Here is a 14,667-nt window from a genome sequence, read left to right as displayed (position 1 = left end):
TCGGCCCGCAGTCCGGCGATTTGCTTCAGGTAAAAGGTGGCCCCGAATTTTAAGGCAACTCAGCATCCCCTATTTTTGCCAAATATCAAGGTTCGCACCACATGAATAGCACGGACACACCGCAGACATTTAGCCAGTTGCTTCGAGAGGGTGATAAATTCACGGAGCGCGACTTTAAGAAGCTATTGAATGTCGGCTATGAGTCGCTGAAGCGCCGGGAGATGGATCCGGCGCTTTTTACGATGGGCGAGCTGCTGCTACTGTCCAAACTGATCGGCAAGCCGATCAAGGACGTGGTGAAGCTTGTGCTGGAAGAAATTAGCCGAAATACGGAAGCGGCAGCCAAGCGGGAGGAAGCGGTGGAGCAGGTGGTGGGGCGCCAGCGGCAGCCCAAAGGAAAGCAGTAGGGAAATGCGTAAACTGCTGGACTTTCTAAAAAAAACTATGTTTCTATTTAGGAACATAGTAATGAAAATCCTACCTTTCGGCATCAACTACGCAGGTTGGTATTAAAAGACAACGGGAGCCCTTGCTACTAACAAGGCCTCCCGTCAAAATTTGTGTTCGCAACACGTATGGCAAATATAGAAAAAATCTACTTGGATTCTAATATCTGCCGGTATCCACACGAGGTGCTTCAGTATGGCCCCTACGGTGGATTGGCAATTGATTTGGTAGTCTGGGTGGCGCGGGAAACCTTCGTGCCCAGCTTCCGCCAGAATCTAGCGCTGCTACTTGATACGCCGAACGTGACCTTTCACGCGGCCGATTTCTACTCCGTTTTCGGGCACCGCCGAGGAGCCCTTCTTAGTGCCCTGACCAAAGGCGGCGAAGTTATCTTTGCTATGCGCCCTAAGCACCGCGAGACATACGGCCGCACTATCCTGGATGCCACGCTGTATAGCATGTCGATGCACTCAATGGGATTTGAGAGCAGAGAGTATCGGGTAGCTGGCCCACGTCGGGAGACGCGCTATACGCTGGATACGCTGAAGCTGTTCAAGCAGCTGGTCATCACGCGCAAGGACCGCTCTTTCGTTCGTTACAATATGTCGGTAAACCCCGACTTTGTACAGAACAACCATTTTTTGAGCCAGGTCATTGATCTAGGGGATTATGTAAGCCTGCGCACGGCCGGTACTGAGAACGACCCAGACGGTAGTAGCTGGACAGTCGGCCGATTTCTGTACCTGCGCATGCGGTATGCCTGGGGCCTGTGGTGCACTAAGGACAACAAGAGCAAGAGCAAGTTCATCGAGAACTTCAATGAGCTAAAAGAAATTGCCGGTTTCTACAAGACGACCAACAAGAAAGCGGCCAGCTTGCTACGGGGCTATATCGCCCGAGTATGCGCGCTGGAGAGCATACCCTTTACCGCTGAGGTGATCAAAATTGAATCGACTGCCAAGCGCCAAGTAGATGGTAGTATTGAGGACGCGTACCAGGTAGTCCTTGCCAAGAAGCCCAGCCAAGAAAAGGCTGAGAAAGAGCAGCTGAAGCACCAGCAGGAGCAGGCCCAACGCCAACAAATCCGTATGCAGTTCCAGGATCAGCCAACGCATAAGCGTAGCTAACGCCACATTACTCATTAGCAACAGAAAGCCCATCCAGATAACGGATCGGGCTTTTTTTTGGCTTTGAGAACTCTGTCAGATTTCGTTCACCATCTGTCAGATTTCGTTCACCATCTGTCAGATTTCGTTCACCATCTGTCAGATTTCATTCACCTCTGTCAGATTTCGTTCACCGGCATTGTCAGATTTCGTTCACCATTCTGTCAGATTTCGTTCACCGACTCCTTATAGTATAGAATAAAAGAAGATTAAGAATAGTATCTGACGACCACAGAGAAGCGGTAGAAAAAAAGCTTTTAGGGTAGTGAAAGCCGGGCGAACGACGTGAGAATGGCCCAGATATGCCCAGATTTTACGCCTGTAGCACGAACAACCCTAACGACAACAAAGTGTACCACCCAAAACCTACTAGCGCCACAACGGCTAAAAAGACACGCCCTATCAATGGCAGGCAAAGCGACCGACACGGAAAAGTAGAACGGCTTCGCACACTAAGGCCGCTGGTTTACGGCCCGAAGGCAACGCTAATGTAGCAGCGAGCAAACTATGCTTGTAAGTAGTAGCGTATATTGGTAGCCTATTACCCTAGATCATGCAAGCAGACGAGCGCGAGTTTTTGGAGGAAATGATTGAGAGTGCCGAGCTACTCAATTGCGCCACATGCTTGGATGACACCTTGCATGTGCATGAGGAAGTGCTTGCCAGAATAGGGGAGCTGACGGAACTGAAAATGCGGTGCACTAGGTGTATGAGTTGCCGCACGTGGCTTCAGTTGGAGAGTGAGTAGGGGTAGTTCGGTACCTTTGGGCTTACCCTCTACCCTGCATGAGTTCCAAAAAGCTTTCCGGTCCCACTGAATTAGCTCCTTACCAGGGCAACAAGGCGTATATCCGCATTTTTAAGTACACACCGCTCAATCAGTTCGACCACTTACTCTGCATCCACGGCGACCGTGGCCAGGGCACAACAGGAGAGGTGGCCCACCTGAAGATTTCGAGAAGAGCCTACAACGCTATTGCACAACGCTTTCCAGTTGCAGAACGGGAATCAAATCTATTTCGTAGCGAGTATTTCACTACGGGAGAAGTGCTGCCTGACCTACTAGATGATGCAGCTGATCAACCAACGCCAGCCGAGTAGGTTGGGGTAGGCCTACTTCTTGCGACGGCCCACGTTGTAGCCAAATACTTCCTTCAGTACCAGGCATGTCAAGTAGCTAAAAACAAACGACCCAATCGTAATTTGGGCAAACAGGAAGGGGTCGAACATGGAAAACATAGGCCTTTAGTTATACTCTTCCTCTTCGTCGTAGTGATGGGGACGCGTGGGTAGGCTCTTGCCGTAGAAGCTAAAGATGCTTAGGACAACGGCCGCATTCACCACGAAACGGCCCCAACTAGGTCCGTAGGGGCTGTAGAGGAAAATAGCAAGCGCAAGAATGATCAGAAACTTTCGCACAGCTAAGCTGGGTAAAGCAGGATAGATAAGCAGACCACGCGTTGCCTTTAGAGTCGTAGCTAACATACGAAATCTATTAATAATGATCTTGTAGTAGTCTTTGTCCTATCTAACAGAATACATGATAAGCTCTCCAATAGCACGTCATCGGATGGAATAGTACAGTAGCTCTAAATAGTAAGAAAAAGTACAAACTGCATAATTGATACTTATGCTTTTTTATACTTAATTTACTGACATACAGATAGTTATATAGTAAATAATTTTATGTTTATTCTGATATCAAGGTAGCCTAAGAAGCGGTGGCAGTTGTCGGCATTTAGAGCCGCTACGGCGACTGTTTCCGTCGATTCCAGCGTTGGCTAAAGTTTTGCAACTGTGCCAGCATGAAAAAACTGATTACTATCCTAGCCCCGTTATTCTGCACCGTAGCGGCTCACGCGCAGCTCGCCGCGCCTTGGGTAGCGTTTCCCGTTGATGCAGCCATTACGCTCCGCGTACCGGGTAAGCCCCAGCCGGTGGACATTACCCGTCTAGAGCCGAGTCTATCCGCCAAACAAGCGCGTGGTTACCGCTATACCGACGCGGCCGGTACCTACATTCTGATGCGGCTGGAAAAGCCGATGGATAAGTTTTACGCGAAAGACTCAGACCATGAGTTTTACAGCCAGGCCATCGACCAAATGATGCACGACGCGCACGGCACGCTGTTGGACGAAGCTATTTTGATGAATGGCCCATATCAGGCTGCTTGCGCTCATTATACCATTCCAGGCGCAGGTCCGCGCTACATGGGTATTGCGCTGCTGCACCATGTCAGCTATGAGTTTCAGTACATGCCCAGCAAGCCATTGACAAAAGACCAGGACGCCAAACTATGGGCGCAGTTTCAGCAGTCTATTGTGAGCTTGAAGTAGCGCGTTTTAAACAAATAGAGTAGAACCTTCGACTTGGTGGCCACCGGCTACTAATTAAAAGTTTGGTACAAATGTTAAACGGCCTCCCGTAGCAGCGGGGGAGAACAATTACGCTAAGACATTGGCTAAAAGTCCGGTATCAAAAGTCGCATTTGCCAGCCGACGAGAGTAGGAACGGAAAATAACTATAAGCCGCTTAGCGTGTAATCCCGCCCTTTAGAAAGAGGAACCCTCTATCATAGAAAACAAGTAGGGGTAGGGCGCGTTGCCCTACCCCTACTTGTTTTACGGCAGAATGCCCGCTACCGCTTCAATTTGCGGGCTTTGAGAATATCTTCATTGGTCACGTTGAACGTCAAGTGACGGCCTCCACCACGTTCGAACATTTCCACCACCAGCGTCTTGTCGTCGGGGATAGTAAACTTGCGCAGCACGTACACCTGATCCATTGACCCTGGACCGGGAATCATCGTTTGGGTGGCATTGTAGACGAACACCGGAGAAAGCTCCGACTCCTGAATAGCCGTGCGTTTAGTCACCTTCTTATCCCGAATGTAGAATTTGATAAAGTCTACGTCGTAGTTGATGTTGGACTTGTTGTACATATACAGCGGCAGGAAAAACATGTCGTCCTTGGTGTACATACCCTGGAGGGCAAATGTGATATCGTCCTTGACCTCTTTCGTGCGCAGCATCTTCTTCTTTTTGAGCACGGAGCGCGAGTAGTTCTCCATCTCTGTCTGTGTCATGCTCAGGTTGGAAAACATGGCCAGCGGCATGACGGGCGATGCGTCGCCGGCGCCGGTGGTCAGGTTGTAGTTCAGGACGCGGGGGTCTTTCTCGTAGTCGATCAGGAAGGAATACAGCCGCCCGTCAGCTGTTACCACTGTCATATTGGTTTGAGGAAAGCCTTGCAGGTTGGCCTTCAACTTGACGATGTTCTCCGCGCCTTGGGCTTTGTCTGCAATGATGCCGCTGTTGCCCAGGTCTACGTAGGTCACGGCGTAGGGAAACACCAGGTGGGTCGTCTTTTGAAAGCCCACGCTCAGGTGATAGGAACCGATGAAGTTCTGCTCCCCCAGGCTGAGCATCTTCGGTCCCAGTGGCGCCGGTGCCACAGCCGCAGCCGGCTCCGCGGCTACGGACGATTTTGGGGTAGAGAAGTCGCCCAGCAGCTGAGCTTTGGTCATAGACCCACGAGCGATAGACTTTTGGGCCGTAGCCGGCAGCGCCGACAATGAGAGAGCAAACAGGCCCAGACAAGCGAGGTTAAGGGATAATCTCATGACTTGAGTAGTAGTTTGTAGTTGGCTTTGAGATGGATTTTCACCAGCTTGATCTTGCGGCCGGCCAGCGTTTTGCCGGTCTGCAACGCAATGCCAGCCGCTTGGGCGCCCAGGCTGGGGGACATGGTGAGCAGGTCGGCCGAGCTGGCCCCGTTGGCCATGCCCTGCTTAGCCGCGTCGCGGTTCACGGAGCCGGGAATACTCAAGCCTTCCCCACCATCCATATCGTAGGCGTGCAGGCTGAGGGGAATCACACTGTTCTGATACTGTACCGAGGTAGCCTCAATCGTGAGGCGGTTGCCCGATATGTCGCAGGTGCCATACAGAAAGCTATTGCGCGGGATAAGGCGACCTTCTACCTGCACGTCGGAGAGCAGGCGCATCTTCACCGTCGAACCCTGGCTCACTACCTGGTCATCGTGAATCACGGCCGGCACAGCGTTGAGCTGGCCAGCGCCATTATCACTACCCAGGCCGTGAAAGGCATTGCCTGAATTTACGACTACTACCGCCGTACCCAGAGTGGAGCGGCCACCCAGACTAGTTACCACCGACTGCGGTACTTCTGTTACCACGCTCATACCTTCCTGCTTGGTAAGAGCCGCACTCGTGGCTATCGGTGCCGGTGCCACGGCCGCCGCTGGTGCAGCAGGGGTAGGCGCGTTGAGGGCCTGCAACCGCTTCTCGTACTGTTGCCGCAGATCATCCAGCTCCCGCAGGGTTTGTTCCATCTGTACGTCTTTGGCGGAGGGTGCCGGCGCGTAGTTCGCCGCGCTGCTATACCCACCATTCGCATAGCCCCCGCCCGAACGAGGGTAGGAAGGCTGCTGGTGGGCAGTCTGCTGCTGCTGAATCCGCTGCATGCGGCTCTGCACGGCGGCCACGTTGGGGTCGTAGTTAGGGTTGTAGCGCTGGGGCGACTCGCCCGGCTGCACGGCGTAGTTCATACCGCCTGGTGCCGGCTCCGCAGTGCTACCCATGGACTCTGGGGCGGCGGCGGCATCTGTCGGCTGCGTAGCGTCTCCCACTGGGGTAAAGGCCAGGCCGTTGTAATGGCTGCTATCCTGTGGGGCTTTATAGGCATCCATCTTGTTTTCAAACAGCGCACTTTTGCCGGCTGAAGGCAGCGACGTGTTGATGCCTGCTTCGTTCGTTCCAGTGCTGGCCATAGCCGTGGGTACGCCCTTGCCCCCACCACCCAGGAAGAAGAGTAGGGTGAGGCAAATAACGCCCGGTATGGGAATGAATACCATCAATTGGCGTTTTCTGATGAATTCCTGCGTGTGCTTCAGTGCTTTGCTCATCGGGGTAGGGCTTTAGCGGCGCTCGGTGCGCAGGTCGTTGTTTTGGACTACCCGCCACCGCTCCATCAAAAAACCGTGAGGATTATTCGTCGAGCGCGATACGTCGCGTAGATAGCACTCGGAAACGAGCAAGCGGGAGGTAACCGACGAGGCCCGGATAACCTGCTGATGCGCGTAGCACCGGGCATAGTAGGGGTAGTTGGCTGCGTTGATGCTGACGCTATCGACCTTGATATCCTGGCTGATGTTGGCCTGAATCAATTTATTGTAGTAGCCGCTCTCTTTCAGGTTCTCGTAGGCCCGCTGGGCGCTTTCATCGGCCAGAAACAGCGACTGGCTCACGTTGTACTCAATGGCTTTGGCGTCGGGGTCGAGGGTGAAGAAGAACTCGTGGAAGCGCTTGACGTGATCTTTGGCTTCTACCGGGCGATTTTCCTTCACATTGTGCGAGACGGCCGCCAGTAGGTTGCCCTGGTCGAGCACGTAGATGCGCCCCTGGGCGGCCGTAGCCGTTTGCCGGGCCGAATACACGGCGTAGGCCGCCACGGAGAAGCAGAGCAGCATGAACAGCAGGGCCAGGGTCTTGGTCTGCTGATACGCCGAGTCGATGTTTTTAAGGGATCGGAACATAGGGTTAGGGGCTGGAAGTGATTAAGCAGTTTTCGTGTTGCGGTAGCCGGTCGGATTTGCCACGGAGGGCGCATCGGGGGCCGAGCCCAGGGAGCGCCCCACGGCTACGGCGCGGCCGGCTACTTGCCCCGCAGCGCCACCGGCCATGCTGGCACCTATGCTAGCTGCTCCAAGGCCCCTAGCACTGGCAAAGCGGGTTATGTTGCTCATGCCACTCGCGGCGACAATCCAGTTGGCGACCGAGGGCACCGTGAAGTAACCGGCAATAGCAATCACCAGGAAAATCATGTAGCCGTAATCGGCTTTTTCCAGATCGGCCCCCGCCTGAATCTGTTGGATATCCAGGTTGAGCATCATCACCTGAATCTTGGCGATGATGGCCCCGAAGATGTTGGCAATGGGCAGCCACAAAAACACGTTGATGTAGCGCGAAAGCCAGTTGGTTAGCGTGCCCTCGAAGCCCGGCCAGATGGCAAAGCCGAAGCTAATTGGGCCGATGATCGAGAGGATGATCAGAAAGAAGGTCCGAATGGTATTGATGACCAGGGCCGCCGAGTCGTGGGCCAGCTCCAGGGCATTGCGAATCCACTCCCGGAAGTCTTTCTGTACGCTGTAGGCCATGCGGTTGAAGTAGAGCGACGCCTTACCGCCAAAGTCCAGCACGTCTTTGCTCTCCAGCTCTTTGTCAAAGGCTTCATCCGACTCATAGGCGGCATTTTCGGGCCGAGCAGCCAACAGGGCTTTTTTGCGGTCTTCCAGCTGAATGATATTCTGGTTCTGCACCCGCACTACGGAGCTAGTGGCGGAAGAGACACCCCCCATCACGCCATTCAGAACAGTCAGCATAGTAGGAAAAAACGTGATGACCAAGCCGATAGCGAAGGGCCGCAGCAGCGGGAATACGTCGATAGGCTCGGCCGCCGCCATGCTGCGCCACACCTTGCCGGCAATGAACACCAGGGCACCTAACCCTCCCAGCGCACGGCCGATGTTGATCATATCGGCGCACAGGGGCAGCATCTCATCGTAGAGATTATCAAGTAGCTGCTGAAGGGAGGCAACCGGAATGGACACCTGAAGCAGCAAGGAAGAGAGGAATAGCAGCATGGCAGTGGTTAGTTGGAAAGGCCGTAGAGTTGTTTGAGAAGTTGACTGTCGCGGGCTGCTTTTGATTGCTGGGTAGCAATAGCTTGATTGCGCTTGGTGAAGTAGGCCACCAATTCATATTGATGCGTTACCTTATCGGAAATGCGGTTGATGAACTTCAGTCGCTGGGCATCGGTCATCTTCGCGGCGTCGGGGGTAAGAATGGTAGTCAGATCATCGAGTAGCCCGACGTTCTCCGTCATGAGCACCGTGTAGCCCTTCACCATGCCCTGAATCTGGTTCGGGGTCAGGTAAGGATTCTGCCGCAGCTGACTGATATTCTGCGTGTAGAGATTCAGGATGCGGTCCTGATAGGTCCAGATGGTTTTTACCCGGCGATAGTCGCGCACCACCGAGTTGATTTGCAGCAGGCTCGTGTACCATTCCTCGTGCATCAAAGCCGTTTGGTCGGTCATCGTTTTGATGATGGCCTGGGTGTTGGTGCCTTTCTTGACGATGGTGTTGCCCAACTCGCGTAGGGTAGTCAAGAAGCCTTGGTGAACAGCTTGCTTGGAGGCCTGCTTTTCGGCAATAGGCATCCAGACAATGGCTTGAGCGCGGGCCTCGGGGCGGAACAGCATCAGCAGTAGTAGGGGTAAAAGCTTTCTCATCACTTAGTTAGCCCGTAGAGCTGTTTGAGGGTTTGCATATCCTTATCGTCTTGCGCCTGTTGCAGGGAGATGGCCATGTTGCGGCGGGTGAAGTAGCTGACCAGATCGTATTGATGGGTCACCTTGTCGTCGAGCTGGTCAATCAGCTCCATGCGTTCGGCATCGGTCATCTTCGACTTCAGCGGCGAGACGATGGCCGTCAGATCATCTAGGTAAGAAGCCGACTCCTGGATCAGCACGGTATAGCCGCGTACCATACCCTGCACTTGCGCCGGGGTCAGGTGCGAATCCTGCTTAAACTTGCCGATGTAGTTGGAGTAGATCGTGATGATAGCCGTCTGCCGCTCGAAAATGTGCTGCACGCGCCGGTAGGTTTTGATGGTGTTGCTGACCTGCAGTAAGCCGTCGTACCAGTTCTTGGCCAGCAGCATGTTCTTCTCGGTGAAGCCCTTCGTCAGTACTTGCTCGACTACGCCCTCATTCACGAGGGTATTAGCCTTGGTGCTGAGAGCTTTCAATGTGGCTTGCAAACCAGTTTGGATGAAGTTGGTGCCTTCCAGAATGGGCGCGGAAACCACTGCCTGGGCGTGCGCGGCGGGCGTACCAAGAAGGCAAAGCGCGGCCATACACAGGAAAATCTGTGTCTTTTTCATACCCTGAAATGTGCTTAGTGACTTTTGTTAAGGCTGGGCTATTCGTGGCCCCACATATTGCGCATCAGCCGTTTGTTGGTGGCCGTTTGCTCTTTTTGGGCCAGTGCCGCGGCCGTTCGTTTACCGTAGTATTTCACCAAGGCCAGTTGATGCGTTTCCTTGTCGGCCAGGTCAGAGACGTATTTCAACTGCTCCGCTTCGCTCATGCTCGTGCCTGCCGCCAAGTTGGATAGCTCCTGCACGTTGGCGGTACTTTCGTCAACCAACTTTTTATACCCGGTTCGGATGCCTTGAGCTTGGTCTACTGACGCCATTGGGTGCGCAACCAGCTTGGGTTCCTGAGTCGCCACTTCCTGTAAAATCTCGGCGTGGGTACGGTAGATGCTTTCCGTTCTGGGATTGAGCTTGATCGTGTTCGGTACGTCACTCTTATACCAAGTGTGCACTACCTGCACGTAGGAAGAATCACTAGTCTGCACGAGCAACTGCTTGATGGAAGCTGTAACGCGGGCCTCGGCCTCTTTGGAAGCAGCATCTTGCCCGCAACTGGAAAGCAGCAACAGGCCGGATAGAAGAAAGGAATAAGGCGTTTTCATAGTCGTAGTAGGTGGTATTTTGGGTGGTCAGGGACTTCCTTTCCGGTTTACCCTGCTTCGCGCAGCTCCTGGGCGTAGGATTGAATGGCGGCTTCCATGCTCAGCCCAGATTTTACTTTGTTGAAGAGTACTATTTTTTCGGCCTGCTCCGTGGTGTAGGTAACGTACTCTTCCTTGGATACCTCTACCCCGTACACCGTCGCGACAGTGGTACCCAGGCCAATATACACCTCGTTGTAGCGCACGTTCTGGCGGCGGTCCTGGTTGATGCTGAGCACCAAGGCCTTCTGCTTCTCCGACAGGGCCAACACTTCCTGAATCTCATCGAACTTCCCCATGAACTTGCGCAAGTCCAGTAGGATCATGCAGTCGGACTGGGTGATGATGGTGTCCTTCACGACGGGGTTATCCAGAATGTCTTTCACCTCCTGCGTCACCACCACGGCTTCACCCTGAAACTTGCGCACCGTTTTGAATAGATACTTCAGGTAGTCAGCCATCGCCGGTGTAGCAATGGCTTTCCAGGCCTCTTCAATCAGAATCATCTTCCGTACGCCCTCCAGCTGCCGCATCTTTTGCAGGAAGGTATCCATGATGACCAGCGTCACCACGGGGAAGAGAATCGGGTGGTCCTTGATGTTGTCGATTTCAAAGACGATAAACGACTCCCGCGTAAGGTCAAGCTGCTGCTCTGAGTTTAGTAGATAGTCATACTCCCCGCCGCGGTAGTAGGGCTTAAGCACGTACAGGAAGTTGTGCATGTCGAAGTCCTGCTCCCGTACCTTTTCTGTGTCGAGGTAGCTCTTGAAGGGCCCTTGCAGAAACTCGTAGAACGTGTTGAAGCTGGCCTGGATATCGGTATTAGCAGCTAGCCACTGGTAGTACTGGGTGAGCGCCGACGAGATGGACACGTACTCGGATTGCGAAACATCTTCGTTTTCCCGCTTCCACAGCATCACCAGCAGGTTATGTAGGCTCAACCGCTTCTCCACATCGGGACTACCCACTACAAAAAAGGGGTTGAAGCTGATCGGCTTCTTTTCTTCGTAGGTGAAGTACACGCCCTTACGCAGTTCACACAGACCCTTATAGCTGTTGCCGGTATCGACAATCAGCACGTGCGACCCTTGTTCGTGGTACTGCCGGACCATGCCGTTGGTGAAGAAGGATTTGCCACTACCGGAACCACCCAGCACGAACTTGTTGCGATTGGCAATGATACCTTTTGTACGGGGCTCATCGGAAATATCCACGTGCACCGGCTTACCGGTGATGCGGTCAGAGAGCTTGATACCGAACGGGCTGCTGGAGTTACGATAGTTGGTTTCAACGCTCCACAGGCAGCAGGCCGGTTCGGCAAACGTGTAGAAGGTTTCCTCGCTGGGGAAGTCGCCGGCGTTGCCCGGAATTCCGGCCCAAAACAGCGCGCCAATGTCCACGGTGTTTTCCCGCGCTTTGCACCCCATCAGCGTAATGCCCCCCCCTACCCTCTCCCGCAGTTCCTTCAACTCGGCTTCGCGTTCTGTCCAGGCGAAGACATTGGCGTGCGCCCGCACCGGGAGCTTCTGCTCCGAGTGCGCCTCGTTCAAGTACTGGTCGTAGAATTCCTTGTTGATGGCGTTCTGCCGCGAGTAGAGCGATAAGGCGTTCAGGTTGTCGCGCTTCTTCTCGAAGGTCTTGAGCGTCTTGGCCGGATCATCGACAAACAGATACTGATTGTAGAGGTGGTTGCAGTTGAGGCTAAGGCCGACGGGGGAGGAGAAGCCCACGAAGAAGTTCGTGTAGTCGGTGCTCAGGTTGCTGTGCCGCGCGCTGGTGCTCAGGGCCATCGGCAGATCATCCAGGTTGCCCAGCGAGTAGCACTGGCAGATCTTGTGTCCTACCTTCAGCCCTTGCGTGAAATCTAAATCGGTCATGGGAGCCACGTCACTCATGTTGAGCGAGAGGTACTTTTCCAGCAGACCGGTTTTCTTCTCCGTGCCGGTCAGCTCCTCATCCGTCAACTGGGTAAAGCCAATACCAGCATCCGACAGCACACGCACAAACTGCCCCACAGCATTGAAAAAGCTACTCAAGAGCTTCTCGTTCATCATCTCCTTCGGAACGATCTTCGAACGCGAAAGCAGGGTAGAAAGGCTCGTCCAGTTTTCGCGGCTGCTGGGCGTTTTGGTCAGAAAGAGGTAGCAGTAGTGATTGAGAAACGGCCGCTCGTTGAAATTACGCTCGTAGGCGTGCGAGAGCATGGTAGCCTCTTCTTCGAAGGAGGCCGTGTACTTGTCCTCTACAAACCAATCCTGCTTGTGCACCACCGTATGGTTCGGTAGCAGCCGCACCGCTTTCACGAAGGCAGAATGCAGCGCCTCGTAATCGTGCTGGGCCAAGGTGTAGATTTCCGGAAGGTTCAAGCGGAAGGCGACGGTTACGTCCCCGTTCTTGCTGATCAGACAGTCCGATTCTATTTTGTAGATGGGCTGCTTTTGCTCCAGGGTAGCCGAGGGTAGAAGGAGGTTGCTCATGGGCGCTGTAAATCTTTAAACAGGCGGGTATTACGACTCACGATACGCAGGGGCTGGCGGCCTTTTGCCTGTTGCTTCATGGCGCCGTGCTCCCCGTACTTGGCACTGAGGGCAAATACTCGGGTGATCCAGAAGAAGGCAAAGCCAATAGCCAGCGGCAACGTCAAGTAGGAACTGACGCCGGCGACGTGCAGGGCGATGTAGCCCAAGAACACGCCGCCGAGTCCACCCAGGAGCATAAAGATGTAGCGAGAGCCGACCAATCCCTTGAATTCGACGGGCTTGTTGACGCCCTTGTTCAGCGGGTAGTGGCTCATCGGCTTACAGGAAGAAGGCCCGTAGAACGGTGGCCACTACTACCAGGAAGATGCAGCTGCCAAACCAGCTCATGGCAGTTTTCTGCGTATCCTGGTCGCCGCTGTTCCACTTCGAGAATACTTTCACGGCACCTACTAGGCCCACCACGGCACCAATGGCGTAGATGAGGGTTGTGGCCGGATCAAAGTAGCTCGTTACCTGAGCCGTGGCCTCCTGAATGCCAGCGGCGCCGTTGCCCTGGGCAAGCGAAGCGGTGGTGGATGCCAGCATAACAGCGGCTGTGCATAGGGCGGTAAGACGGGCACGCAGGCGAGAGCGAATGATTAAATGGTTAGCCATAACAAGAAAGAAGAAGGTGAAAAGAAGTTGAGGAATGGTGAAAAAATACTAAATCATTTAGTCCGTTATCCGGCCGGCATATCTGCAAACAGAGCGGCCGTTATTTGCTGAGAATTCTGGTTACTTGTTTTATAAAATGCAGCAATTAGCTCAGTGTTTGCGAGTGCTGGTACTTCCTTGATAAGCTCTTCCTGGGTGATTTCTCCATCTGCTGCCAAGCTTAAATAGTCGTTGAGCTGCGTTACGCCTACTGTAAAGTCTTGCTCTAAATCATCCTGAGCCGCTTCGGCGGTATAGGGCTGTTCCGCCTCAGTAAATTTAGTGCTTTTTTCATTTGCATCAACAAAGCTAGGATTAATATCAATTGATATTTCTACTTCTTCATTCTCCCCATCTTCAGTTTCAGTAGTGCCTACTTCGGCTGACTGCTCAGCTTCTTCCTCGGCAGAATCCTTTTCTGAGGTTTGCGTTTCGGACTCGTCGGTAGTGAGTTCCGCTGGGGAAGTAAAAAGTAGGGTAGCGGGCCGTGGGATCAGGGGGCCTTTACTGGGCAACCGATTGGACGGGCTTAGCGCAGAAGAAGTGTCTACTACTGGCTTCCTGCTTACCAATGCTTTCAACTCCTGACGGTAATAGATTGCGGCCACATACAGGTAGTACAGCACCAGTAGGGTGGCCACAACGCCCAGATACTGCGGCCAGGTGATCATTTTGAACATGGTAAAGAAAGTTACTAGTGGATGAAAAAAGCAAAGCAGTGGCTAAGGCACTGGGTTTTAGTGCCTGAAAAGCAATTAGTTATACAGGGGTGTTAGTAGGGCAGGCGTTTCTTCTTCTGGTTCTCTACACTGTCGAGAAAGCCGCGAATGTCCTTGCCGTAGATTTCGAAATGATGGTTGACGATGTTGATGATCAGATCGGATAGCCCAACGCCATCTACCGACTTGGTGATGACGGATAGCGCCTCGTGGGTGTCCTCATCCACGTAGATGGTTTTTGGCTTGCGGCCTCGAACCGGCACCAGAAAGGCTTCGGTATAGTTGGCGTGCTCTGTTAGGGGTTCGGCCGCCACGCGTGTTTTTTTTCCCTTTGGTTTACGTTCTGTATCAGGGTTCTTATGAGCAGGAGCTTCCGCAACTGCCGGAGGCTCTTTCGTTTCTTCTGCCGGTTGCGTTGGGGTTTCAGCAGTGGGCGTGGGTTCCTCGGCGGGGGTAGGGCGGTTAGCAACGAATGCCATCACGTTGCGCAGGTTGGGAGCTGGTTTAGTGGCCATTGGATAGAACGTTACAGGGCTTCGTTGGTAGTTGAGGCAGTATCTT

At 53.5% G+C, this 14,667-nt stretch carries 18 protein-coding genes; 4 read left to right on the top strand and 14 right to left on the bottom strand.

Going from position 1 to position 14,667, the window contains the following annotated elements; translation table 11 throughout:
* The first annotated feature begins 101 nt into the window (after positions 1-101).
* From J4D97_RS20120 to J4D97_RS20110, 3 genes are all read left to right on the top strand, one after another.
* Positions 102-407 (top strand): hypothetical protein, encoded by a 306-nt coding sequence (locus tag J4D97_RS20120; RefSeq protein WP_208309129.1) that lies wholly within the window; start codon positions 102-104, stop codon positions 405-407.
* Between the two features lie 168 nt (positions 408-575).
* Entirely contained in the window at positions 576-1,574 is a 999-nt protein-coding gene (locus J4D97_RS20115; protein WP_208309128.1) for a hypothetical protein, read from the top strand.
* An 825-nt stretch (positions 1,575-2,399) separates the two neighbouring features.
* On the top strand, positions 2,400-2,714 hold the full coding sequence (locus J4D97_RS20110; protein ID WP_208309127.1) for a hypothetical protein: 315 nt from the start codon (positions 2,400-2,402) through the stop codon (positions 2,712-2,714).
* 12 nt (positions 2,715-2,726) lie between these two features.
* On the opposite strand, the gene J4D97_RS23780 is transcribed toward J4D97_RS20110, so the two are convergent.
* Together J4D97_RS23780 and J4D97_RS20105 are read right to left on the bottom strand one after the other, a co-directional pair.
* On the bottom strand, positions 2,727-2,852 hold the full coding sequence (locus J4D97_RS23780) for a hypothetical protein (RefSeq protein ID WP_279592467.1): 126 nt from the start codon (positions 2,850-2,852) through the stop codon (positions 2,727-2,729).
* A 6-nt stretch (positions 2,853-2,858) separates the two neighbouring features.
* Complete coding sequence (locus tag J4D97_RS20105; RefSeq protein WP_208309126.1) at positions 2,859-3,032, bottom strand: hypothetical protein; 174 nt, start codon at positions 3,030-3,032, stop codon at positions 2,859-2,861.
* Positions 3,033-3,418: 386 nt separating this feature from the next.
* Here J4D97_RS20105 and J4D97_RS20100 point away from each other — a divergent pair, with 386 nt between their 5' ends.
* The gene (locus J4D97_RS20100; RefSeq protein ID WP_208309125.1) at positions 3,419-3,949 is read left to right on the top strand and encodes a hypothetical protein; all 531 of its coding nucleotides are present in this window, start codon (positions 3,419-3,421) and stop codon (positions 3,947-3,949) included.
* A 302-nt stretch (positions 3,950-4,251) separates the two neighbouring features.
* Here the strand turns inward: J4D97_RS20100 and traN are convergent, their stop codons facing one another.
* The 12 genes from traN to J4D97_RS20040 all read right to left on the bottom strand — a co-directional run bounded on the left by traN (position 4,252) and on the right by J4D97_RS20040 (position 14,621).
* On the bottom strand, positions 4,252-5,235 hold the full coding sequence (gene traN, locus J4D97_RS20095) for a conjugative transposon protein TraN (RefSeq protein WP_208309124.1): 984 nt from the start codon (positions 5,233-5,235) through the stop codon (positions 4,252-4,254).
* Positions 5,232-6,539, bottom strand: coding sequence for a conjugative transposon protein TraM (gene traM / locus J4D97_RS20090; protein ID WP_208309123.1), 1,308 nt, complete (start codon positions 6,537-6,539; stop codon positions 5,232-5,234). The genes traN and traM overlap by 4 nt, the downstream gene beginning before the upstream one ends.
* A 12-nt stretch (positions 6,540-6,551) precedes the next feature.
* On the bottom strand, positions 6,552-7,169 hold the full coding sequence (gene traK, locus J4D97_RS20085) for a conjugative transposon protein TraK (RefSeq protein ID WP_208309122.1): 618 nt from the start codon (positions 7,167-7,169) through the stop codon (positions 6,552-6,554).
* A 21-nt stretch (positions 7,170-7,190) separates the two neighbouring features.
* The gene (traJ, locus tag J4D97_RS20080; protein ID WP_208309121.1) at positions 7,191-8,276 is read right to left on the bottom strand and encodes a conjugative transposon protein TraJ; all 1,086 of its coding nucleotides are present in this window, start codon (positions 8,274-8,276) and stop codon (positions 7,191-7,193) included.
* Between the two features lie 8 nt (positions 8,277-8,284).
* Positions 8,285-8,926 carry a hypothetical protein gene (locus tag J4D97_RS20075; protein WP_208309120.1) on the bottom strand — a complete coding sequence of 214 codons (642 nt, stop codon included), beginning with the start codon at positions 8,924-8,926 and terminating at the stop codon, positions 8,285-8,287.
* On the bottom strand, positions 8,926-9,579 hold the full coding sequence (locus J4D97_RS20070) for a hypothetical protein (protein ID WP_208309119.1): 654 nt from the start codon (positions 9,577-9,579) through the stop codon (positions 8,926-8,928). The genes J4D97_RS20075 and J4D97_RS20070 overlap by 1 nt, the downstream gene beginning before the upstream one ends.
* A gap of 38 nt (positions 9,580-9,617) precedes the next feature.
* The gene (locus J4D97_RS20065; protein WP_208309118.1) at positions 9,618-10,175 is read right to left on the bottom strand and encodes a hypothetical protein; all 558 of its coding nucleotides are present in this window, start codon (positions 10,173-10,175) and stop codon (positions 9,618-9,620) included.
* Positions 10,176-10,222: 47 nt separating this feature from the next.
* Positions 10,223-12,691 (bottom strand): TraG family conjugative transposon ATPase, encoded by a 2,469-nt coding sequence (locus J4D97_RS20060; RefSeq protein ID WP_208309117.1) that lies wholly within the window; start codon positions 12,689-12,691, stop codon positions 10,223-10,225.
* Complete coding sequence (locus J4D97_RS20055; protein WP_208309116.1) at positions 12,688-13,008, bottom strand: DUF4133 domain-containing protein; 321 nt, start codon at positions 13,006-13,008, stop codon at positions 12,688-12,690. Before J4D97_RS20055 ends, J4D97_RS20060 begins: the two co-directional genes overlap by 4 nt.
* Positions 13,009-13,012: 4 nt before the next feature.
* Complete coding sequence (locus J4D97_RS20050; protein ID WP_243900428.1) at positions 13,013-13,279, bottom strand: DUF4134 domain-containing protein; 267 nt, start codon at positions 13,277-13,279, stop codon at positions 13,013-13,015.
* A 134-nt stretch (positions 13,280-13,413) separates the two neighbouring features.
* Positions 13,414-14,067, bottom strand: a complete 654-nt coding sequence (locus tag J4D97_RS20045; protein ID WP_208309114.1) for a hypothetical protein — start codon at positions 14,065-14,067, stop codon at positions 13,414-13,416.
* A 92-nt stretch (positions 14,068-14,159) separates the two neighbouring features.
* Positions 14,160-14,621 carry a DUF3408 domain-containing protein gene (locus J4D97_RS20040; protein ID WP_208309113.1) on the bottom strand — a complete coding sequence of 154 codons (462 nt, stop codon included), beginning with the start codon at positions 14,619-14,621 and terminating at the stop codon, positions 14,160-14,162.
* Between the last annotated feature and the right edge of the window lie 46 nt (positions 14,622-14,667).

Origin of the sequence: Hymenobacter defluvii (assembly GCF_017589435.1) — a bacterium.
Taxonomy (GTDB): Bacteria; Bacteroidota; Bacteroidia; order Cytophagales; family Hymenobacteraceae; genus Hymenobacter; species Hymenobacter profundi.
The sequence above is the reverse complement of the archived record's forward strand: the minus strand, read 5'-3'. Positions and strand labels throughout refer to the sequence as shown.